General features: G+C 34.1%; 25 protein-coding genes and 2 other annotated features. All 25 genes read left to right on the top strand.

Annotation, left to right across the window (positions count from 1 at the left end; genetic code table 11):
• Positions 1 to 5: 5 nt before the first annotated feature.
• The 25 genes from BFS35_RS01090 (at position 6) to ruvA (ending at position 24,059) form a co-directional block, all read left to right on the top strand.
• Positions 6 to 689: a uroporphyrinogen-III synthase gene (locus BFS35_RS01090; protein WP_158554221.1), complete on the top strand. Its 684-nt coding sequence runs from the start codon at positions 6 to 8 to the stop codon at positions 687 to 689.
• Positions 689 to 1,672: a porphobilinogen synthase gene (hemB, locus tag BFS35_RS01095; protein ID WP_099580057.1), complete on the top strand. Its 984-nt coding sequence runs from the start codon at positions 689 to 691 to the stop codon at positions 1,670 to 1,672. The genes BFS35_RS01090 and hemB overlap by 1 nt, the downstream gene beginning before the upstream one ends.
• Position 1,673: 1 nt before the next feature.
• Positions 1,674 to 2,960 (top strand): glutamate-1-semialdehyde 2,1-aminomutase, encoded by a 1,287-nt coding sequence (gene hemL / locus BFS35_RS01100; RefSeq protein WP_099580059.1) that lies wholly within the window; start codon positions 1,674 to 1,676, stop codon positions 2,958 to 2,960.
• A gap of 316 nt (positions 2,961 to 3,276) precedes the next feature.
• On the top strand, positions 3,277 to 3,744 hold the full coding sequence (locus tag BFS35_RS01105; RefSeq protein ID WP_099580061.1) for a hypothetical protein: 468 nt from the start codon (positions 3,277 to 3,279) through the stop codon (positions 3,742 to 3,744).
• Between the two features lie 154 nt (positions 3,745 to 3,898).
• A complete protein-coding gene (locus BFS35_RS01110; RefSeq protein ID WP_099580063.1) occupies positions 3,899 to 4,960 on the top strand; it encodes an AbrB family transcriptional regulator in 1,062 nt (353 codons plus the stop codon).
• A 32-nt stretch (positions 4,961 to 4,992) separates the two neighbouring features.
• Positions 4,993 to 5,196: a binding site (T-box leader), on the top strand.
• Positions 5,197 to 5,248: 52 nt separating this feature from the next.
• Positions 5,249 to 7,882, top strand: coding sequence for a valine--tRNA ligase (locus BFS35_RS01115; RefSeq protein WP_099580065.1), 2,634 nt, complete (start codon positions 5,249 to 5,251; stop codon positions 7,880 to 7,882).
• A 4-nt stretch (positions 7,883 to 7,886) separates the two neighbouring features.
• On the top strand, positions 7,887 to 9,155 hold the full coding sequence (locus tag BFS35_RS01120; RefSeq protein ID WP_099580067.1) for a bifunctional folylpolyglutamate synthase/dihydrofolate synthase: 1,269 nt from the start codon (positions 7,887 to 7,889) through the stop codon (positions 9,153 to 9,155).
• Between the two features lie 93 nt (positions 9,156 to 9,248).
• Entirely contained in the window at positions 9,249 to 10,634 is a 1,386-nt protein-coding gene (locus BFS35_RS01125) for a YfcC family protein (RefSeq protein WP_099580069.1), read from the top strand.
• 159 nt (positions 10,635 to 10,793) lie between these two features.
• On the top strand, positions 10,794 to 11,555 hold the full coding sequence (locus BFS35_RS14255) for a prepilin peptidase (RefSeq protein ID WP_158554222.1): 762 nt from the start codon (positions 10,794 to 10,796) through the stop codon (positions 11,553 to 11,555).
• On the top strand, positions 11,555 to 12,226 hold the full coding sequence (gene radC / locus BFS35_RS01135; protein WP_099580072.1) for a RadC family protein: 672 nt from the start codon (positions 11,555 to 11,557) through the stop codon (positions 12,224 to 12,226). The genes BFS35_RS14255 and radC overlap by 1 nt, the downstream gene beginning before the upstream one ends.
• Positions 12,226 to 12,588, top strand: coding sequence for a hypothetical protein (locus BFS35_RS01140; protein ID WP_099580074.1), 363 nt, complete (start codon positions 12,226 to 12,228; stop codon positions 12,586 to 12,588). Before radC ends, BFS35_RS01140 begins: the two co-directional genes overlap by 1 nt.
• A 341-nt stretch (positions 12,589 to 12,929) precedes the next feature.
• A complete protein-coding gene (locus tag BFS35_RS01145; protein WP_099580076.1) occupies positions 12,930 to 14,666 on the top strand; it encodes an ABC transporter ATP-binding protein in 1,737 nt (578 codons plus the stop codon).
• On the top strand, positions 14,667 to 16,406 hold the full coding sequence (locus BFS35_RS01150) for an ABC transporter ATP-binding protein (protein ID WP_099580078.1): 1,740 nt from the start codon (positions 14,667 to 14,669) through the stop codon (positions 16,404 to 16,406).
• A 13-nt stretch (positions 16,407 to 16,419) separates the two neighbouring features.
• Positions 16,420 to 16,899, top strand: coding sequence for a GNAT family N-acetyltransferase (locus tag BFS35_RS01155; protein ID WP_099580080.1), 480 nt, complete (start codon positions 16,420 to 16,422; stop codon positions 16,897 to 16,899).
• Between the two features lie 51 nt (positions 16,900 to 16,950).
• Positions 16,951 to 17,367 (top strand): DUF4930 family protein, encoded by a 417-nt coding sequence (locus BFS35_RS01160; RefSeq protein ID WP_099580082.1) that lies wholly within the window; start codon positions 16,951 to 16,953, stop codon positions 17,365 to 17,367.
• 293 nt (positions 17,368 to 17,660) lie between these two features.
• On the top strand, positions 17,661 to 18,647 hold the full coding sequence (locus BFS35_RS01165; protein WP_158554223.1) for a glycoside hydrolase family 3 protein: 987 nt from the start codon (positions 17,661 to 17,663) through the stop codon (positions 18,645 to 18,647).
• Between the two features lie 23 nt (positions 18,648 to 18,670).
• Positions 18,671 to 19,540, top strand: a complete 870-nt coding sequence (mreC, locus tag BFS35_RS01170; RefSeq protein WP_275068209.1) for a rod shape-determining protein MreC — start codon at positions 18,671 to 18,673, stop codon at positions 19,538 to 19,540.
• Positions 19,540 to 20,043 (top strand): rod shape-determining protein MreD, encoded by a 504-nt coding sequence (gene mreD, locus BFS35_RS01175; protein ID WP_099580088.1) that lies wholly within the window; start codon positions 19,540 to 19,542, stop codon positions 20,041 to 20,043. Before mreC ends, mreD begins: the two co-directional genes overlap by 1 nt.
• A gap of 54 nt (positions 20,044 to 20,097) precedes the next feature.
• Positions 20,098 to 20,170, top strand: a sequence feature (ribosomal protein L21 leader region).
• A 13-nt stretch (positions 20,171 to 20,183) separates the two neighbouring features.
• Positions 20,184 to 20,492 (top strand): 50S ribosomal protein L21, encoded by a 309-nt coding sequence (gene rplU, locus BFS35_RS01180; RefSeq protein ID WP_096076258.1) that lies wholly within the window; start codon positions 20,184 to 20,186, stop codon positions 20,490 to 20,492.
• Complete coding sequence (locus BFS35_RS01185; RefSeq protein WP_099580090.1) at positions 20,492 to 20,812, top strand: ribosomal-processing cysteine protease Prp; 321 nt, start codon at positions 20,492 to 20,494, stop codon at positions 20,810 to 20,812. Before rplU ends, BFS35_RS01185 begins: the two co-directional genes overlap by 1 nt.
• A 10-nt stretch (positions 20,813 to 20,822) precedes the next feature.
• Complete coding sequence (gene rpmA, locus BFS35_RS01190; RefSeq protein WP_096076260.1) at positions 20,823 to 21,107, top strand: 50S ribosomal protein L27; 285 nt, start codon at positions 20,823 to 20,825, stop codon at positions 21,105 to 21,107.
• Positions 21,108 to 21,214: 107 nt separating this feature from the next.
• Positions 21,215 to 21,697, top strand: coding sequence for a Spo0B domain-containing protein (locus BFS35_RS01195; protein WP_099580092.1), 483 nt, complete (start codon positions 21,215 to 21,217; stop codon positions 21,695 to 21,697).
• Positions 21,698 to 21,708: 11 nt separating this feature from the next.
• A complete protein-coding gene (gene obgE / locus BFS35_RS01200; protein WP_099580094.1) occupies positions 21,709 to 22,998 on the top strand; it encodes a GTPase ObgE in 1,290 nt (429 codons plus the stop codon).
• An 11-nt stretch (positions 22,999 to 23,009) separates the two neighbouring features.
• On the top strand, positions 23,010 to 23,459 hold the full coding sequence (locus tag BFS35_RS01205; RefSeq protein ID WP_099580096.1) for an ACT domain-containing protein: 450 nt from the start codon (positions 23,010 to 23,012) through the stop codon (positions 23,457 to 23,459).
• A 9-nt stretch (positions 23,460 to 23,468) separates the two neighbouring features.
• Positions 23,469 to 24,059, top strand: coding sequence for a Holliday junction branch migration protein RuvA (gene ruvA / locus BFS35_RS01210; RefSeq protein WP_099580098.1), 591 nt, complete (start codon positions 23,469 to 23,471; stop codon positions 24,057 to 24,059).
• Positions 24,060 to 24,064 lie beyond the last annotated feature (5 nt).

Genomic DNA, 24,064 nt, shown 5'->3' on the forward strand with positions numbered 1-24,064 from the left:
TAACCATGAAGCCAATTGTATTGATGACAGATAGTAAATTGTATAAGGATGAGCGCGTTGAAATTATTCACTTACCGTTTATCGGTGTTGAACCTCTTCCTGTACAACCTACACGTCAACACTATGATTGGCTTATTTTTACGAGTAAAAATGCAGTAGAAATCTTTTTTAAACTGTATGCTCATGTTACTTTTGAAAATATCGCTGCGATAGGAATAAAAACAAAAGAACATATTGAACATTACAATCATAAAGTAGCATTTATGCCGTCTCAATTTAATCAGGAAAGTTTCATCGATGAAATGGGTAATTTATTTAATCACAGCACAGTGTGTTTACCTATTTCAACAGAAGCGAGACCGAAAATGTTTGATGCATTGAAATCTTTGGCAGATGTCGATAGAATTGATTTATATAGACCTGTAAAAAATGATAAAAATATAAATTTAGCATTACAATTGATAAAAACAGGCAAGGTAGACTGGATAACATTCATGTCGCCATCAAGTGTCAAAGCGTTTGGTAAGCAGAAATTAGAACAGCATATATCTGTTATGGCGATTGGCCATGTTACGAGCAGTGCATTAAATCAATTAAATATTGAGCATTATGTAAGTCAGATAGAAACGAAGAAGAGTATGATTGATACTATATTGAATATAGAAAATAACAGAAAAGGTGGATTATAATGAATTTTGATAGACATAGACGATTACGTTCTTCAATTAATATGCGAAACATGGTAAGAGAAACGAGTATTGCGAAAAGAGATCTAATCTATCCAATATTCGTCGTAGAAAAAGACGATGTAAAAAATGAAATTGCATCAATGCCAGGTATTTATCAATGGAGTTTAAATATTGTTGAAGAAGAAATAAAAAATGCATATGATTCAGGTATTCGTGCAATTATGTTCTTTGGTATCCCGAATCATAAAGATGAATGTGGAACAGGTGCATTTGATGATGATGGTGTAATTCAGAAAGCAACGCGTTTAGCGAAATCACTATATCCGGATTTACTCGTATTAGCGGATACTTGTTTATGTGAATATACAGACCATGGTCATTGTGGTGTGCTAGATGATCATACACATGACGTCATCAATGATGAAACATTACCACTTCTTGTTAAGACAGCAGTATCTCAAGCGAAAGCAGGTGCAGATATCATTGCACCAAGTAATATGATGGATGGATTCGTTGCAGAAATTCGTAAAGGTTTAGATGAAGCTGGCTTTATTAATATTCCGATTATGAGCTACGGTATTAAATATGCGTCAGCATTTTACGGTCCATTCCGTGATGCAGCTGAGAGTGCGCCAAGCCATGGTGATAGAAAGACATATCAAATGGATCCGGCAAATCGTCTTGAAGCACTACGTGAGCTACAAAGTGATGAAAAAGAAGGTTGCGACATGATGATTGTTAAACCAGCTTTAAGTTATTTAGATATTATTCGTGATGTACGTAATAATAGTAATCTTCCGATTGTTGCATATAATGTCAGCGGAGAATATTCAATGACAAAAGCTGCTGCAGCAAATGGCTGGATAGATGAAGAACGCGTTGTAATGGAACAGATGCTTTCAATGAAACGTGCTGGTGCAGATATGATTATTACTTATTTTGCGAAAGACATTTGTAATTACATCGATAAAGGAGAATACTAATATGAATTTTAATAAATCACATGATGCATTCAAGTCAGCTGTAGAACTAATGCCTGGAGGTGTTAACAGCCCAGTTCGTGCATTTAAAAGTGTAGATATGGATCCAATATTTATGGATCACGGTAAAGGTTCAAAAATATATGATATCGACGGCAATGAATATATCGATTATGTATTAAGCTGGGGACCGTTAATTTTAGGTCATGCTGATGAAAAAGTTACGGATGAACTTCAAAAAGCTATCTTGAAAGGTAGTAGTTTTGGGGCACCTACAACACTGGAAAATGAAATGGCAAAACTTGTGATTGAACGTGTGCCGTCAGTTGAGATGGTTCGTATGGTATCAAGTGGGACAGAAGCAACACTTGCTGCTTTGCGTTTAGCACGCGGATATACCGGAAAAAATAAAATATTAAAGTTTATCGGATGTTATCACGGACATAGTGATTCATTATTGATTAAAGCAGGTTCTGGTGTAGCAACGCTTGGATTACCTGACTCACCAGGTGTGCCTAAAGGAACTGCTGAGAACACGATTACAGTCCATTATAATGACCTGGACGCAGTTCAACTTGCTTTTGAGAAGTATGGTGATGATATTGCTTGTATTATCGTAGAACCTGTTGCAGGGAATATGGGCGTCGTGCCACCAGTCGAAGGGTTCTTACAAGGCTTACGTGATATTACGACACAATACGGTGCATTACTTATCTTTGATGAAGTGATGACAGGGTTTAGAGTAGATTATAATTGTGCACAAGGATACTTTGGTGTGACACCTGATTTAACGTGTCTTGGAAAAGTTATAGGTGGAGGACTGCCTGTTGGGGCTTTTGGTGGTAAACGTGAAATTATGGAGAACATCGCACCAGCCGGTAGTATTTATCAGGCGGGAACGTTAAGCGGTAATCCCTTAGCTATGACAGGTGGATATTATACTTTAAGCCAATTAACTAAGGAGAGCTATGTGCACTTTAATCAATTAGGTGATCAGTTAGAAAAAGGATTGTATGAAGTATTTAATAAACATAACGTGCCGATTACTGTTAATAGAGCAGGCAGTATGATTGGTTATTTCTTGAATGAAGAGAAAGTAAAAAACTTTGAAGTTGCTTCTAAATCAGATTTAAAACTATTTGCCGCAATGTATAAAGAAATGGCGAATAATGGTGTGTTCTTACCGCCTTCACAATTTGAGGGGATGTTTATGTCTACACAACATACTAGCGAAGATATTGATAAGACGTTAAATGCATTTGATATGTCATTATCTAAAGTAAAAAAATAAAAAATTAAATATAAATATTTTTGAAAAGGAACAATAATCGATTGTATTTGATTATTGTTCCTTTTTTATTATTATTGTAATTTGAAAGAATATAGTACAACATATTTTATTGAATATATTGAAAATTTCTTTCGGACACTGCCTTCTATAAATTAAAAATGATAAAATATTATCGTTTTATGCATTGATATTAAAGGGTTTTCAACATTTTTTTGAATATTTTCGAACAAAGATGTTTATAACTATGTTTTTAAGGTTATCTTACTTATGTAATTAATTTTCAATTACATAAAAACAAATTGTGGAGGTAGTTATCATGTCAAACAATAGAAACGATAACAACAGAAATAATCAAGACAGAGATGTAATTTATAATTCAGAAACTGATCGTAAAAAAACGCACGTTACGCATCAAGCAGACGGCGACACTTACAAAGATGGCCGTAAAGTTCGTGAAGGTGAACATCATGATAAAGTCGTAGTTGAAGAACGTGACCGTGTACGTCATGATCACATCGAACGTGAACCTAAGAAGAAAAGCCCATGGGCATGGTTAATTCCATTATTATTATTATTAATTGCAATTCCATTATTAATGAACCTATGCAACAACGATAATGATGATAAAGACAAAACAGATACAGAAACAACTACTGAAGAAAAAGCAACTACAGAAGAAGCTACAACTGAAGAAGTAGAAACTACTGAAGATGCAACAACTGAAGAAGCTTCAATCAAAAAGTTTGATCTTGCAACAATCACAAACTTTGACTTAGCTGCTTAATATAATTAATTAATAGGACTCGATATGAGTCCTGTTTTTTTGCGTTATAAGCAATTTATATGTAAAAATTTATTGTTATATATATATTAGTAGTAATAAGAGTTTATTAATAGTAAGTGTTTGAAGATATGATTAATTAGATGGAAGTGTCTTTATGAGTTATTTATTATTATTTTTAATCAGTATCACTTTTAGCTTCATATTAAATCAGATAGGTATGATACTACCATGGTTATTTGGTCCGATTTTAGCTACGATAATTCTCAGGAAATTTACCGCATTAACATATAGGTGGCCAAAGTGGCTTGGTGATATCGGATTATATATTCTTGGCGCGCAAATTGGTGTGTCTTTTACGAAAGAAATTTTTGTAGATATTGCTAATGATTTCTGGTCTGTCATATTTTTAAGTGTAATGATTATTTTTTGTGCTGTTGTTATTTCATTTTTATTTAAACGCATCGTGAAGTGTACAACTGAAACAGCTTTACTGGCATCTATTCCTGGTGCATTAAATCAAATGATCGTAATGGCAGAAGAAAATAAAAATGCCAACATCTTAGTTGTGACGCTTGCTCAAACGTCTCGTTTATTGTTCGTAATTATGATTGTACCGTTTATTTCTAGTATGACTTCAGACAATCACGCGCATTATCAAAGTAACAAAGCAAAGCAAGTATTTGAAGTGTTAACGCTTGATCAGATAGTAATGATAGTTGCGATGATTGCGGCAGGTATATATATTTTAAAGCTTATTCATTTCCCTGTGCCAGATATGTTAGGTCCGACATTTGCCATCTTAATCTGGAATTTAAGTACAGGATTAAATTTTACTGTTCCAATGCCATTGATAAACTTTGCACAATTATTGTTTGGTGTACGTATTGGATTGCAAATGTATGATTTATCTAGTCAGATAAATAAAAGATTGTTTATAGGGATTTTTGTACAAAATATACTGCTTATCATTTGTGCTATTATTTTGAGTATCGTTATCAATATTTTTACGGATCATAATTTTAACGATGTATTCTTAAGTGTAGCGCCAGGTGGGATGGCACAGATAATTGTAGTCGCACTTGAGACAGGGGCAAATGTTGCAATGATATCAAGCTATCATATTTTTAGGATCTTTCTTATTTTATTAATTGTAGCGCCAATAATGTCCTGGTATTTAACGCATAGACTGAATAGTGATATAGACAATGCTGATTGACAGTTAAATGATAATCTTATACAATATGTTTAACTAAATATTCCTACAGGAAGAGTAGTTAGACGGATATCCAAGAGAGTGCATGGCTGGTGGAAATGCATATTGAAATTTAATGAAGGTAGCCTGACATAAAATGTACTTTGAAACTAAGTAGAAGTACACGTGTGAGAGCGTTAATCGATATGAGTGCAGCGTAAGCTGAATTTAGGTGGTACCACGGTTATCCCGTCCTATTGTTATAGGACGGGATTTTTTTTCAGGAGATTTTGGAATATTAATATTGGAGGAATGACTATGGATACAAAATACAATCCACAACAAGTAGAGCAAGGACGATATCAGGAATGGTTAGATAAAGGTTTATTTAAAGCGACAGAGGACGATCATAAGAAGCCATTTACTATAGTGATTCCGCCACCGAATGTTACAGGTAAATTGCATATTGGACATGCATGGGATACAACTTTACAAGATATTATTACGCGTATAAAACGCATGCAAGGTTATAATACATTGTACTTGCCTGGTATGGATCATGCCGGTATTGCGACACAAGCCAAAGTTGAAGAGAAGTTACGTGAAGATGGTATTTCACGTCATGATATTGGTCGTACAAAATTTTTAGAACATACGATGGATTGGAAAGAAGAATATGCAGGTTTTATTCGTGACCAATGGGCGAAACTTGGCTTAGGGCTAGATTATTCTCGTGAACGATTCACCTTAGATGAAGGATTAAGTGAAGCGGTTAAAGAAGTATTCGTTAAAATGTATGATAAAGGTTTAATTTACCGTGGCGAGCGTATTATTAACTGGGATCCGGCAGCGCGAACTGCATTAAGTGATATCGAAGTTATACATGAGGAAGTTGAAGGCGCATTCTATCATATTAAATATCCATATGCAGAAGGTGAAGGATTTATTGAAATTGCAACAACACGTCCTGAAACATTACTAGGTGATACTGCTGTTGTTGTACATCCAGAAGATGAACGATATAAAGATATAATCGGTAAAACAGTTATCTTGCCAATCGTTGAACGTGAGTTACCTATTTTAGGTGATGATTATGTAGAGATGGATTTTGGTAGTGGTGCAATGAAAGTTACTCCAGCGCATGATCCAAATGACTTTGAAATCGGTAATCGTCATAATCTTGAACGCATCAATGTAATGAATGAAGACGGTACGATGAACGAATTAGCTGGCAAATATGCTGGTCTGGACCGCTTTGAATGTCGTAAGGCGCTTGTGCAAGACTTACAGGATGCTGGTCTGATGATTAAAATTGAGAAACATATGCATCAGGTTGGTCATAGTGAAAGAAGCGGCGCGATTGTAGAACCTTATCTTTCAAAACAATGGTTCGTAAAAATGGCTCCTTTAGCAGAGCAATCATTAGATTTTCAAAAGACTGATGAAAAAATTGAATTTGTTCCGCCACGTTTTGAAGGCACATTTAACCGATGGATGGAGAATATTCACGACTGGACAATCTCTCGTCAGCTCTGGTGGGGACATCAAATTCCTGCATGGTACCATAATGAAACAGGAGAAATCTATGTCGGTAAAGAAGCACCTGCTGATATTGAAAACTGGACACAGGATGAAGATGTGCTGGATACTTGGTTCTCAAGTGCGCTTTGGCCTTTCTCTACGCTTGGCTGGCCAAATGTGGATGCAGAAGATTTCAAACGTTTCTATCCGACGAATGTGCTTGTTACAGGATATGATATTATCTTCTTCTGGGTTGCTCGTATGATCTTCCAGGGTATTGAATTTACAGAGACGAAACCTTTTAATGAAGTATTGATTCATGGACTGGTACGTGCCGAAGATGGCCGTAAAATGAGTAAATCATTAGGCAACGGTGTAGATCCGATGGATGTTATTGAACAATATGGTGCTGATAGCTTACGCTACTTCTTAGCAACGGGATCAACTCCTGGTCAGGATTTACGTTATTCTACAGAAAAGATTGAAGCAACTTGGAACTTTATCAATAAAATATGGAATGCTTCTCGATTCAGTATTATGAACATCGGAGAAGATTTTAAAGCGAGCGATATTAAATTAGATGGAAAAAAATCACTTGCGGATGAATGGATTTTAACACGTCTAAATGAAACGATAGAAGAAGTAACACGTTTAGCAGATAAGTATGAATTTGGTGAAGTTGGTCGAGTACTATATAATTTCATCTGGGACGAATTCTGTGACTGGTATATTGAAATGAGTAAAATACCGATGAACGGTGAAGATGAAGAAGCAAAACAAATGACGCGTTCAATTTTAGCATATACTTTAGATTCAATTATGCGAATGATGCATCCGTTTATGCCTTTCGTTACAGAAAGCATCTGGCAGAACTTACCGGTTGAAGGTGATTCGATCGTTACAGCGAGCTGGCCGGAAGTGCGTCCTGAGCTTTCGAATATTGAGAGCAAGAAATCTATGGAACAACTTATGGAAATCATTCGTGCAGTTAGAAATACACGTAATGAAGTAAATACACCAATGAGTAAGCAGATTCCGATGATGATTAAAACGAATAATCAGACAACGACTGAACGACTTGAAGCAGAAAGACCATTTATCATGCGTTTCTGTAATCCAAGTGAATTAACAATCAGCACTGAAGTTGATATGCCTGAAGAAGTGATGACTACAGCTGTAACAGGTGGATTGGTTATCTTACCATTAGAAGGTTTAATTGACATGGACAAAGAAATTGAACGATTAGAGAAAGAGTTAAAGAAATGGGCTTCTGAGTTAGATCGTGTAAATAAAAAGTTAAGTAATGAAAAGTTCGTTTCAAAAGCACCTGAGAAAATAATAAACGAAGAAAAAGAAAAACTAGCACTTTATACAGAAAAATATGAAAGTGTTCAAGCACGATTAAATCAATTGAACAGGAAGTAATCATATGAATTATTTAGAGAGCTTATATTGGATCCATGAACGTTATAAATTTGGTATTAAGCCGGGCATTAAACGTATGGAATGGATGCTTGACCGATTAGATCATCCAGAGAGAAATATTAATGGGATTCATGTAGTAGGTACAAATGGTAAAGGTTCAACCGTAAGTTATTTAAAGAACGCATTAATTGAAAATAACTATTCGGTAGGAACTTTTACATCACCTTATATTGAAACTTTCAATGAACGTATCAGTCTTAATGGTTTGCCGATTACGAATGATGAAATCGTTGAACTGGTAAGTATCGTAAAACCGGTGAGTGAAATGCTTGACGCCGAAACGGATTTAGGAGTCGCTACGGAATTTGAAATCATAACGATGATGATGTTTGTTTATTTTGGTCAAATTCATCCTGTTGATTTCGTGATTGTAGAAGCTGGTCTCGGAGCAAAGAATGATTCGACGAATGTATTTATGCCTATCATGACCATCTTAACAAGTATTGGTTTGGATCATACTAATATTATCGGAGATTCTTATCTTGATATTGCTAAAGAGAAGTCTGGTGTAATTAAGGCCGGCGTACCATTTGTATATGCAGTTAAAAACGACGAAGCAAAAGCATATTTAAATTCAGTCGTAGAAGAGAAGCATGTAAAAGGTATTAAGCTTGAAAGAGATATTCAATGTATTTCAAACGGTAAGGAATTTACGTTCAGATATAAAGATTATGAACTAGAAAATATTGAATTGAAGATGATTGGAACACATCAACAGGAAAATGCTTCACTTGCGATTGCGACATTATTAGAAATGTTTGATCGAGGAATGATTATGCTTAATTTCAATAAAATGATCGATGCGATTGAAAATACAACATGGACTGGTCGTATTGAAACTGTTCAGGAGAATCCAACGATTATTCTTGATGGAGCGCATAACAAGGAATCTATTGATGTATTAGTAGATACGATGAAAACATATTATTCTGATCGACGTATCGATGTGTTATTCTCAGCAATTGATGGGAAACCCATCGGCAAGATGCTACAAGCGCTGGAATCAATTGCCGATACATTTTACGTGACAGCATTTGATTTCCCGAAAGCATTACCGGTTGATACAATATATGAGAATGTAGAGCATGAAAAGAAAGTTAAAATTAAAGACAATGCAGATTTTATTAAATCGTACGATGGAGACTTATTGCTTGTTACAGGAAGTTTATATTTTATCAGTGCGGTAAAAGATAAATTGAAAAATAATGGATAAATATTTTAACAAAGAATCTAATTTTAGATTCTTTGTTTTTTTATGCAGAAATTTCAGAAAATTAGGGAATGATATTCTAAAGGAGGAATTTATATGGAAAAAAAGTTGAAAATGCCCCATACATATTTTTTATTATTATTGATTGTCTGTGTCGCTGCAGTACTGACATATATTATACCTGCAGGTGAATTTGATAGAAAAGTCGTAGATAAACAAAATATTGTCGTAAATGGGTCATATCATGAAGTGGCACAATCTCCAGTACAGCCAATCGAGATATTTAGAGCTGTTCCACAAGGATTGATTGAAGGCGCGGAAATTATTTTTTACATCTTTATCGTTGGAGGCGCATTTGGTGTTATTCATCGCACAGATGCTATTACAACAGGTGTTAATTCTTTGATGAACCGAATTGGAAAACATGGTAAATGGTTGATTCCAATAACTATGATTATTTTTAGTATATTAGGATTTTCAATTGGGCTGAGTGAAGAAACGATAATTTTTGTACCGATAGGAATCGCACTTGCGACAGCGCTTGGTTATGATGCGATGGTGGGAGCGAGTATGATTGCACTTGGTGCTGGGATTGGATTCCTGGGAGGCATGATAAACCCTTTCACAGTAGGAATCGCACAGAAGATAGCAGAAGTAAAATTATTTTCTGGTTGGGGTTTTAGAACAGTAGTATATTTACTTGTCCTTATTTCGGGGATTGCATATGTGATGTTATATGCAAGAAAAGTAAAAAATGATCCAGGAAAAAGTTTGTTAAGTAATATTAATGTTGAAGCACGTAGTACAATGAGTGAGGATGTTTTAAATACTAAGTTTGATTCATTTAGAAAGCGACATGCGATGATATTAATATTGCTTACAATAACGATTATTATTAATGTATATGGTATTTTTAAATATGAATGGTTCTTGTCACAAATGAGTGCAAACTTCTTATTGATGGGAATTGTTGCTGGCCTCATCGGAGGATTGGGTTTAAACGGTACATTTGATGCATTACTTGAAGGAATGAAAGATATTTTATTTGGTGCAATTATCGTAGGATTTGCAAAAGCAATTGTCGTTGTTCTGACGTCAGGTAAAATTATCGATACAATCGTATTCTATATGACTGATTTTATTGATCATCTTCCGACAGCATTTTCAGTTATAGCGATGTTCATAACACAGTTAGTATTAAATTTCTTTATTCCTTCTGGATCAGGTCAGGCAATGACTACAATGCCGATTATGGTACCAATCAGTGATTTACTTGGTATTAATCGTCAGGTTGCAGTTCTTGCTTTTCAATATGGTGATGCAATCAGCAATAACATTATTCCTACTTCCGCTTCTTTGATGGGATTACTTGCAGTAGCTGGTATACCGTATTCAAAATGGTTAAAATTTGTCTGGAAGATTTCATTGATTTGGGCTGTAATCTGTCTGTCAAGTTTAATTGTATATACTTATTTTTTCTAGAATTAATATTTGCTTCAAAATTAAAATTCTGTATTTATTTTCTGCAGAATTTTAATTTTGAAGCTTTTTACTTTATTATTTGTATAAAAATTAATGCAATTATTAAATTGCTGCATTTTTACAACAATTTATTTTTGTTCTATATTAGTCGTGACATATATGAAAGGAGGAGAAGAAAGTGGATACAAGTTTTATATAATCATTTGGTTTACTTTAGGGTCATGCATTGGTTCATTTATGCTTTGTCTGACTTATGAAACGCATCGTTTGTTTCGGAAATCAAGGTGTGACCAATGTCATCACAATCTTGCATGGATGGATTTAATACCTGTATTTTCATTCTTATTGAATTGGGGTCGGTGCAGATACTGCAATTGTAAACTATCAATTAAATATGTAATTTGCGAAATATTAACTGGACTGGCGCTTGTTCATTTAAGTATGAATCAGCAATTCAATATTGATTTATTAACTACAATTGCTATTGTGCTTATTCCATTATCAATATATGATACTGAACATTTAAAAATACCTAATATAATGCTCATTTTATTATTTTTTACGTTAATGCTAATTTATTTAAAAGACATGTTAATCTATCAAATATATTTTTCCTATGATGTTATTCTATATAAACTACTAATTTTTATACTACTTCATTTATTTTTCTTTCTCTCAAAGTGTATTGGATATGGAGATATTAAATTATTTTCAATACTCCTTCTATTTTTACCTATTCCATTTTTTATATCGTTATTTTTTATTACATATTTAATCGGAGGTCTAAGCTGCATCATCTTTTTAAGTTATAAGACAGGACTTAAAAAAGTACCGCTTGTCCCTTTTATAACGACATCATTTTTTGTTGTACTCCTATTATATGAACAAATCAAAATATTATATTTTGGAGGATTTGTCTGATGATTGATATTCCCTTAGATATTGATAAACCTAGAGAACGACTAATGGTCTATGGTGCTGATAAGTTAACAAACCAGGAACTGTTATCATTGATTATCGGCAGTGGTGTACGTGACGAATCTGTATATCAAGTTTCAGAAAATTTATTAAATCAAATAGATAACATAAAGGATTTGAGATATTTAACCCTGCAGGAACTTACACAAGTTAAAGGTATCGGTGACAAAAAAGCAGCAACAATGCTTGCTGTAATAGAACTGGCACAGCGTATGCATACACATTCTTTGGAACAGAGGATTAAGATTAACTCACCTCAATGTGTAGCAGATTTATTGATGGAACGCATGCGATATTTTACTCAGGAGCATTTTATAGTATTGATGTTAAATACAAAGAATTACGTCATACATGAGCATACAATCTTTATCGGATCATTAAATGCATCCATCGTTCATCCGCGTGAAATATTTCGAGAAGCCATTAAAAGAAGTGCGGCGAATATCATTGCAGTTCATAATCATCCATCAGGTTGTGCAGAACCGAGTTATGAAGATATTGAAGCGACACGAAGACTCGTAAGTGTCGGAGAACTCGTCGGCATTGATTTACTGGATCATATTATTATCGGAGATGGCACTTTTGTCAGTATTAAAGAAAGGGGACAATTATAATGGGTCTGGATATGTATATCTACTTAAAAGATAAATCTACTGAAGAAATGATTGAATTCTCTTATTTTAGAAAATTTAACGCGTTACACGGATACTTTGATATCAAATATAACCTGGATAATCCATGTAGTATTGAGATTGCAGAGGATGATCTTACGAATCTCATGTTTAAGGTCAATGCCATACGAATGAATGCTAATGTTGCACCTAAAGCTTTACCGGTGTATTACGGACCATTTTTTGGGAGTTACGACTATGGCTATATTTACTTTGAATATATCGATCAGCTATATAAAGATTTAAAGCGTTTGTTACAGGTTGACCGGAAGAAATATGATATATTTTATCAGGCGGATTATTAGAATTTGTAAATTTATTGTTAATTTTGTTCGTAAAACGAAATTTATTTGTATGAACTATTGAAATTTTCAGAAGATTAATTTATGATTAAAACAACTAATAAAGAAAGGAGGAAAATACAATGAACAACGTTAGACGACAGTATGTTTATTTATCATCAATTTTATATTTTCCTCCTGCATACGAATCAAAAATAGCACGATAATCTTTTCGACGATATTAATATTGAAATGATTATGTATTTTTTTGATTGTCTGTGGGAGTTAATCCCACTCTAAAAATGTGCACATGCTCATCATATGAGTATGTGTATTTTTTTATGAGTGAACAAGGAGTGTGACACATGTTAGATGTTTTATTTAAGTTAGGATGGTTTTTCAAGCAGGAAAAAAAGAGATATGTTTTTGCGGTAATCTTACTCCTTTGTGCGAATGTTACAGAGATCATTCCGCCTTGGCTAATTGGAAAAACGATTGATTACGTCAACTTAAAAACGTTAACACAAGATACTTTTAAATGGATATTAGTCGTATTTACTGTGACGCTTGTGTTGAGTTATTTCATCAATTACTTATGGCGATATCTTTTGTTTAATGGTTCACAATTGCTGGAAAGTATTATGCGCAAGAAAATTATGGCAAAGTTTTTAACGATGAGTCCGAGTTTTTACGAAAAGAATAGAACTGGTGACCTTATGGCAAAGGCTACAAATGATTTGAGTGCCATTCGTCAAACAGTCGGTTTTGGTATTTTGACATTAATCGATAGTACAACATATATGGTAACGATTATTGCGATGATGGCTTTTGCGATTTCATGGAAATTGACGTTAGCAGCGCTTATTCCTTTACCATTTTTAGCATACATTGAACAGCGTCTCGGTAAAATGATTCATGAACGTTACACTGTGAGTCAGGATGCATTCGGTGACATGAATGACAGTGTGTTGGAGTCGATAGAAGGGGTCAGGGTAACACGTGCTTTTGCACAGGAAGATCATTTAGATATTCATTTTAAACATATGACGACTGATGTGGTTAACAAATTCATTCATGTAGAAAAATTGGATGCTCTATTCAAACCGATTACGATAATTGTTACATCATTAAGTTTTATGATAGGTCTTGGTTATGGGAGTTACCTTGTTAATCAAGGTGAGATTACAGTAGGTGATTTAATCGCATTTATTGTTTATTTAAATATGCTTGTGTGGCCGATGTTTGCAATTGGATTATTATTTAATATTATGCAACGTGGTAATGCATCATTAGACCGTGTAATGGATACATTAAATACTCAAGATGTCATGGAAGATCCGATCGACGCTTCAATTCCAAAGGATCATCACGTCTCCTTTGATGCTGTAACTTTCCAGTACCCATCTAGTGAAGAAGAGAATTTAAAGGATATCGATATAGAGATTAAGCTAGGCGAAACATTAGGTATTGTCGGTCCAACGGGAAGTGGTAAGACGACTTTAATCAAGCAGATTTTAAAAGAATATCCGATGGGAGCAGGGAACATTTCTATTGGTAATTTAAGCGTGAAAGATTTATCCAAGTATGAAGTTCGTAATAAGATAGGCTATGTTTCTCAGGAAAATATATTATTCTCGAGAACAGTAAAAGAAAATATTAAGTTTGGTAAGGAGGATGCGACTGACGCAGAAATTGCAGAAGCAATTCGTCTTGCAAACTTTACAAAAGATGTTGAAAGATTGCCTCAAGGGTTAGAAACGCTCGTTGGAGAAAAAGGAATCGCAATTTCAGGTGGACAAAAACAACGTATTTCTATTGCCCGTGCGATGATAAAAAATCCAGATATATTAATATTAGATGATTCATTAAGTGCTGTAGATGCAAAAACGGAGACAGCGATCATAGCAAATATTCAGGCTTCAAGAAGCGGAAAGACGACGATTATATCAACGCATCGACTTTCAGCTGTACAGCACGCAGATTTAATTGTGGTATTAGATCGCGGAAAAATTATTGAGCGTGGTACTCATGAAGCACTGATTACGAATAATGGCTGGTACAAGTCGCAATTCGATCGTCAACAGTTAGGAGGTGTCTCTTAAATGTCGACTACTAAACGTTTATATTTAGAGGCCAAGAAAGAGAAAACTTTATTTATCATTGGTTTTATCATATTATTCTTTGCTGTCATTATGGAGCTTATTGGTCCTGTCATCGGGATGTATATTATCGATCACCATATCAAGACGGCAACAGAAGGTATTATTAATATGCAGCCGATATTTTTATTGTTAGCAGTATATTTCATCATTGCAATTATCTATGCGATATTAAGTTATTATCAGACAATCTATTTCCAGACAGCGGGTTCAAATGTTATCAAACACTTAAGAACAAACTTATTCAGTCATATACAGAAACTTCCGATTAAGTTTTTTGATAATTTACCAGCTGGAAAAGTTGTAGCACGTATCACCAATGACACACAGACAATATTAGAGTTGTTCACAGTGATGCTTCCAACATATATTGCTGGTATTACAAATATCGTCGGAATTATTGCAGTAATATTTTACTTTAATGTTAAAGTTGGATTACTGGCACTTATTGTAGTGCCACTATTATTTGGCTGGTTATTAATATACCGAAAAATCAGTGATAAATATAATAATATTGTTCGAGAACGTAATAGTGATATGAATGCCATGTTAAATGAATCGATAAATGGTATGACGATTATTCAAGCATTTAATCAGGAAGAAAAGATTCAACAGGAATTTAATCAGTTAAATGAAGAGTATCTAAAGAATTACAGCAAGATTATTCAACTTGATTCTTTTACGAGTCATAACCTTATGGGTACGATTCGTTCATTCGTATTTTTAGTGATGATCTACATCTTCGGACAAACATTCTTAAGTGATGAAGCAACGCTTACTGCTGGTATGATGTATATATTGGTTGATTATTTAACACGTCTATTTAATCCAATGTTCAATATGGTTAATCAACTCAGTGTTTTAGAGCAGGCACGTGTTTCAAGTAATCGTGTTTTTGAAATGATGGATGAAACAACAGAAGTTCAGGAAGATAAAATAATGACGGGTTGTGCTGGTCATGTGAAATTTGAGGATGTATCATTTGGATATAAACCTGACGAACTTGTATTAAGAAATATTAATATCGATGCTTTACCTGGTGAGACGATTGGTCTCGTTGGTCATACCGGTTCTGGTAAAAGTTCAATTATGAATCTTCTTTTCAGATTTTATGATCCGACAACTGGTCGCATTACAATTGATGGTATTGATACTACGACTGTTACTAAACAATCAATGCGTCAATTTATGGGTATTGTATTGCAGGATCCGTATCTTTATTCTGGAACGATTCTTTCAAACATCACTTTAAATGATCCTAAAATTACTCGAGAGATGGCGATTGATGCACTGGAGCGCGTGGGTGGATACAGAGTGTTACAGTCACTAGAAAATGGAATCGACACTGAAGTAGTAGAACGTGGCTCAACGCTTTCGAGTGGTCAACGCCAGTTAATATCATTTGCAAGGGCGCTGGCGTTCAATCCTAAAATATTAATATTAGATGAGGCGACAGCGAGTATTGATTCAGAAACAGAATCTGTCATACAGCAAGCGATGGACGTCTTAAAAGAAGGTCGAACGACATTTATTATTGCACACCGATTATCTACCATTAAACATGCAGATGAAATTATTGTTCTGGATAAAGGGGAAATCATCGAACGCGGCACACATGATATATTAGTCGAAAAAGGCGACACATATGCTAAAATGTATGCATTGCAATCAGGTGTGAAATAATCGAGGTGTAAATATGTATAACATTATTCCGATGCATCGAACTGCTGCAGAAGAAATAAGCAGATGGGATTTTGGCAAAGGATATGAATTTTATAACATAGAAGAAGATCCATATGTCATAGAAACATTTTTGAATGGTCATTATTATATTGTCTATAAAAATGATGAAATATTTGGTTTTTTCTGTGATGGTGAAAGCGCTCGAATCAATGAAACATATCCTGAAGATGATGATATCTTAGATGTTGGTTTCGCATTAAATCCGAAATGGATCGGTAAAAAAATGGGTGAACAGCTATTAAACATTATGTTCCAGTATTATCATGGACTTTATGACGTTCATATATTTCGGTTAACGGTAGCTTCATTCAATATAAGAGGTATTAAACTATATGAAAGAATGGGATTTTACGAAGTAAATACATTTTACGAAACGATTGATAATGAAGCTATTAAATTTATTGTAATGTGCTATAATCAATCCCAGGACTGATGAAACTATTTCTTTTTAACGGTAAGATTGTATCAGAAAGAAGGGGATACAATGTTTAAGTTATTTAGAAGACTTATTAAGCTAAGTCTACTTGTAGTTATAGGTGTTATGATATATTTTATCTTTGTCACTAATCCTTTTAATGGTGAGGAAAATCAAACAGTAAATGAAACAGTTCAAAATGCATCAACTTATACATTAGAAGATAATGTGCTGTTTAGAAACATCCCATTATCTCAGGTGAAGAATGCATTTAATTTTATGGATAAGCAGGAATTTATGGATGTGTCCGGATTAACTCGAATGGGTTATAATGATGAATACTTGATTGGTCAGCGTGGCAGTGACTTTATCATGTATCGATTTGGTGAAAATAAAGTATCTGTATTTCAATCAGAAAATGATTTATATCATGCTCTAAGTGAACGTCAGCAATCAGTTGATATGAAAGATAAAAGTTTTTATTAAAGTTTAGCAATTATAAAAGGTTTGGAGATAATATTTATTTCCAGACCTTTATTTTGTTTTTTAAATATTTTTGTTTATAATAAATACGGTATAACTAGTAACATCAATTATTTCTACTGGATGGAGATGTTTTTTTGTTTTATTTTAATAAACCGATCCGCATATTATTTTTAGCTATTGTTTGTCTCATATTATCATCATGTAATCAACAATATAATTTTAAGTCACAGCACAGTACTCCGCCTATAAAACCGCTTAATCAAGTTTCGCTCTTGCCGTATATAATGAGTAAGATGACATTAGAACAAAAGATTGCCCAGCAATTTATTTTAGGGTTTCACGGCACAACATATAATAATGTATTGGAAGAATACAATCAGCTGAATATTGGTGGTGTGATTTTATTTGCCCGAAATATTCAGACAGCTGAACAAACGAGACTGCTTAATCAAACAATTTACGAGCATAATAAAGGGATTCCAATGTTTATAGCGGTGGATCAGGAGGGTGGACGTGTGAATCGTTTCCCCGCAGGCATGCAGAATATTGAACCAGCATTTCAAATTCGTAGCAGTGGTGATCCGCGCGTTGCCTATGACAAAGGTGAATACATTGGAAGACAATTAAATGTATTAGGATTCAATGTAGACTTTGCACCTTCTTTAGATATTTGGAGTAATCCTGCTAATAAAGTAATCGGTGATCGTAGTTTTGGTACGACTTATCAGGACGTCATAAAGTATGGCATACCTTTTAATAGAGGCATTAATGATCAGAATGTCATTACAAGCGCGAAACACTTTCCGGGACATGGCGATACTTTTACTGATAGTCATGAATCTTTACCGGTAAGTCATCTGACAGAGAAACGTTTATTTGATAGTGAGTTACAACCATTTAAATCAGCGATTAAGGATGATATCGATATGATTATGGTCAGCCACATATTATTCCCGTCAATTGATGCAAACACCCCAAGTTCAATGAGTAAAGCTATGGTTACAGACATACTCAAGCAAAAATTAGGTTATAAAGGTGTCATAGTTACCGACGATCTGGCTATGGGTGCTGTTGTTAAAAATTACTCTCGAGAGCAGGCACTAATGAATGCAATAAATGCCGGGGAAACATGTTTATTGATTGGTTCAGATATTGGTGATATTCGTTATCAGATAGAATTCATTAAATCACAAGTCAAATCCGGTAAGATAGATGAGAAAATTATTGATGAAAATGTTCAAAAAATACTCAAGTTAAAGCAAAAATATGGTATCGTATAATATATTAAAGTCATTTTAATGAGGTGTTGAGTTTGCCCAATTTTTATAAGAGAAATAAATTAGTTTTCTTTCTTTTTGGACTCATCATATTTATGGTCCTAGTTGGATTTTCGCTAAGAGAAAGAGAAACGACGACAGTTGAATCATTTGTAGGAGATACGACTGCCATCGGTCAAAGAATCGTGTCATATCCTGCACTGTTTGTAACAGGTAATTTCGGTAATCTCATTAATATGTGGGATGCAAATGAAGAAAATAAGAAGTTGAAAGAAAAGATAAAAGGTTTCGCGCAAGTAGAAGCTGATAATTATCGTTTAGAGAAAGAAAATCAGGAACTAAGACAAGCTTTAAAAACGGATAGTATTTCAGAGTATGATCCGGTGATTTCTACGATAATCGCTAGAAATCAAGATCAATGGATGAATACTTTTATCGTAAATAAAGGTGAATCATCTGGTATTCGTGAAAATATGGCTGTGCTTACAACTGAAGGCTTAGTAGGTCGTATCAAGAAAGTTAACAGTTATTCTTCACAAGTAGAATTAATCACGTCTAGTATAAAATCTAGTAAGATTAGTGTTACTTTACAGCAAGAAGGTCAAGATATATTTGGAATGATTGATCATTTTGATGAAAGTAAAAATTTACTTGTATTATCTGATATTAATAATAATGTGAAAGTAAAACTAGGAACAAAAATAGTTACTAGTGGTCTTGGTGGTCAATTCCCGAAAGGTATCTTAATTGGAGAGGTAAAGAAAGTTGAAAATGATGAATTTGGATTGAGTCAAATTGCATATGTGGAGACGCAGGCTGATATTAATGAACTCACACAAGTATATGTTGCTAAAAAAAGTCCTAAAGTGATTTCATTAGAAGGAAGTGGCGAATAATGCAGCTTGTAATTATGCCGCTTATTGCGCTTATATTGTTTTATATTGATTCATTAATCAATTCAATCTGGCCAATCTCTATATTGAATGTTGATTATTTTTTTAAATCGCATCTATTATTTATGTATCTACTTATAATTACTGTTTACAAAAATCCGAAAGTAGCATTGATACTAGGTGTGTTATTTGGTATTATTTCAGATATTTATTTTGGCACAATCTATGGAATATATTTATTCGGTTTTATTATTGCGATACTTCTGATGGATCAATTATTTAAAGTCTTTTATAAAGATTTAAAAATGATGATTGTGTTGTTTTTAGGATTTATCTTTCTGTTTGAAAACTTTTATTATATTGTTTTTGCAATTCTTGGAATAGCACATATCAATTATTTTGTATTTTTGTGGACACATGTTTTACCGTCCTTACTAATCAACTTCATTTTAATATTAGTCGTCTTTCCATTTATCCTAAAATTACTTGATAAGTATATGAAATAATGATTGACGATGAATGATTAAAATGATAATATATTGAAGTTGAGTAGTTTCAAAAGCTACATACAACCGCACAACTTTAGGTTTCAAGTGAGCAATCCACCTGAAGATGGCGTGACTTAAATAAAATAGGAGGTGCAAGTATGTTTGCAATTATTGAAACTGGTGGAAAACAATTAAAAGTTGAACAAGGTCAAGAAATCTGGGTTGAGAAATTAGACGCAGAAGCTGGTTCAACATTCACGTTTGATCAAGTATTAATGGTTGGTGGAGATTCAGTTAAAGTAGGTTCACCTGTAGTTGAAGGTGCTACTGTTACAGCGAAAGTTGAAAAACACGGACGCGGTAAAAAAATCACTGTATTCAAATACAAACCAAAGAAAAACTACAAACGTAAACAAGGTCATCGTCAACCTTACACTAAATTAGTTATTGAAGCGATTAACGCGTAATGATTAATGTTACTATCTTAGTAAATGATGAAGGTCAAGTGACTGAGTTTACTATGGAAGGACATGCAGATAGTGCACCACACGGACAAGATCTTGTTTGTGCAGGCGCTTCAGCTATCGTCTTTGGTAGTATGAATGCAGTGATTGGTTTGACAGATGAACGACCGGACATTGATTATGCGGATGATGGTGGTTACTTTACTGCAAGGGTCGTTGACCTTAACAATAAAGAAGCACAACTGATTATTCAATCAATGCTCGTGTCATTACAGACGATTGAAGCTGAATACGGACAATATATTAAACTAAACTATAAGTGAGGTGTAACTCATGTTAAAATTAAACTTACAATTCTTCGCATCGAAAAAAGGGGTAGGTTCTACACGTAACGGACGTGACTCTGAATCAAAACGTTTAGGTGCTAAACGTGCTGATGGTCAATTCGTGACAGGTGGTTCTATTTTATACCGTCAACGCGGTACTAAAATTTATCCAGGTGAAAACGTTGGACGTGGTGGCGATGATACTTTATTCGCTAAAATCGACGGCGTTGTTAAATTCGAACGTTTCGGACGCGACAAAAAGAAAGTTTCAGTATACGCTGAAGCAAAATAATTAGATGATAAGGGACTGAGACATAACCATGTCTCAGTTCTTTTTTCATTTGTTTACCTCAGTCGTACAATTATTTAATCCATGATATAATATGAACAGGTGATTTAATGCATAATGTTGAAACTTATATGAAAACTAAACATGATTTAGCGAACCAATTGCAGTTGTTAGATGCTTATTTTACATTAGGTCAACAAGATAAAGCTGAGCGTTTATCCAAAAACATCATTGCAAAGTTTAGAGATGAACAACAATTTTTAAAATTAAATTGTCCCAAATCCATACAGTATTACGTTGATACTACATTAGATGAACGTTTATTTGAATGGTCATTTGAAATTGAGCTTCTAACCAGTGCAATTGGCAATTATGATGAAATATTAAAAGCGTTTATTCAAACATGTATTATGGATTACAAAAATAGAGTCGATACTAAATCATTGGTTACAATAAGTTTATTTGAAACAGATGATGAGATTGAATGTATTTTTGCATTAACAGGCAATATTAAAGACACGTCAGATGTATTATCAAGTTGTACAATTGTGAATGACGAAATTATTGAATACAAATTAGAAATAAGAAAATAAGAGGTGTTTATATGTTTATAGATCAGGTCAAGATTAATTTAAAAGCAGGTGACGGTGGTAACGGTATCGTTGCATATCGTCGTGAAAAGTATGTACCATTAGGTGGTCCTGCTGGAGGAGATGGCGGTAAAGGCGCTTCTATTATATTCCAGGTAGATGAAGGGTTACGTACATTATTAGATTTCCGTTTCCAACGTATGTTCAAAGCTGAAAAAGGTGAGAACGGTCAGACAAGCAACATGCATGGAAGAGGAGCAAAAGATTTAATATTAAAAGTGCCACCTGGCACGATTGTTAAAAATGCTGAAACCGGAGAGATTATTGCAGATTTAGTGTTACATGAACAAAGTGCAGTAGTCGCTAAAGGTGGACGCGGTGGACGTGGTAATTCACGTTTCGCATCAGCAAGTAACCCTGCACCAGATTTCTGTGAAAATGGTGAACCTGGTGAAGAATTAGAAGTTTCTTTAGAACTTAAATTATTAGCCGACGTTGGTTTAGTTGGTTATCCAAGTGTTGGGAAATCTACCTTACTTTCAATTGTTTCGAAAGCAAAGCCGAAAATCGGTGCTTATCATTTTACGACAATTAAACCGAATTTAGGTGTTGTACAAACAAAAGATAACCGTAGTTTTGTAATGGCTGATTTACCTGGTCTAATAGAAGGTGCTTCTGAAGGTGTTGGATTAGGGCATCAATTCTTAAAACACGTTGAACGTACACGCGTTATTATTCATATTATTGATATGGGACGTACTGATGGAAGAGATCCTTATGAAGACTATGTTACTATCAATAAAGAGTTAGAAAACTATAATAAGAAATTAGCGCGACGCCCACAAATTGTCGTTGCAAACAAGATGGATATGCCAAATGCGGATGAATATTTAGCAGAATTCAAAGAAAAAATTGGTGATGAAGTTGAAATTATTGAATTAAGCGCAGCAACTTACCAAAACATAGATACGTTATTATATCGAGCAGCAGACTTATTAGATGCAACGAAAGATGTTGATTATGATATTGATGAAGAAGATACTGCAGTTCACCGTGTAATGTATAAACATGAAAAATCTGCAGATCACTTTGAAATTACACGAGCAGATGATGGTGCTTATGTTGTGAGTGGTAACTCAATCGAACGTTTATTCAAGATGACAGACTTCACACGTGATGCATCTGTGCGTCGTTTCGCACGTCAAATGCGTACGATGGGTATCGATGATGCATTACGTGAACGTGGCTGTAAAAATGGAGACATCGTTCGAATTATGCGCGGTGAGTTTGAATTTGTAGAGTAGCAGGTGGAGATATGACGGATCAAAATAAAAAGTTTTATTTAATTCGCGAAGATGTATTGCCTGAATCAGTAAAGAAAACATTATTAATAAAAGATTTACTTGATAAAAATCCAAAGCTATCAATATTTGATGCAGTTAAAACATATGATTTATCCAGAAGTGCATTTTATAAATATAAAGATACGATATTTCCAGTAGATGAAAAAACACGAGAACGTAACATTACAATGATGGTCCAGGTAGATGATAAAGTAGGTTTGTTAAGTCGTATATTAGAATTTATCGCAAGTGAGAATGGTTCGGTGTTAACAATTCACCAGACGATTCCAATTAAAGATAAAGCGACGATTACAATTTCATTAAATGCTACAAATATGGATTTAACGATTAATGAACTGATTGAAAAGATTGAAGCACTTGATTATGTTAATCAAGTGCAGCTACTTGGTATGAGTTTATAGGAGGGTACGATGTACGCTTATTTAGAAGGTCAATTAAACGAGATTTTACCGACACATCTAGTTGTTGGTGTAAACGGTATTGGATATGAATGTCATGTACCAAATCCATACCGCTTTCAAAAATATATCAATAAAGATTTTAAATTATTTACGCAGCTGGTTGTGCGTGAAGATGCACATACACTATATGGTTTCGATTCAATGGAAGAAAAACAGTTGTTTTTATCGTTAAATAAAGTAACTGGTATAGGTCCAAAGTCTGCTTTAGCTATATTAGCATCAAGCTCACCAAAAGAAATTAAAAATGCGATTGAAAGTGAAAATGATAGTTATTTAATTAAGTTTCCTGGCATCGGTAAGAAGACAGCACGACAAATGATACTCGATTTAAAAGGCAAATTGATTATTACGGATGAGACAGAAGTATTTAAAGAAATCAATGATCAGAAGACTGAAGTTATCGAAGAAGCATTACTTGCTCTTGAGGCATTAGGTTATACGAAACGAGAGCTTCAAAAAGTTGAAAAAGTGTTAAAACAAGAACAGTTAGCAACTGTTGATGAAAATGTCAAACGTGCTTTTCAAATGCTTGTCTCATAAAGGAG

The sequence above is a fragment of the Macrococcoides goetzii genome, from assembly GCF_002742385.2.
GTDB lineage: Bacteria > Bacillota > Bacilli > Staphylococcales > Staphylococcaceae > Macrococcoides > Macrococcoides goetzii.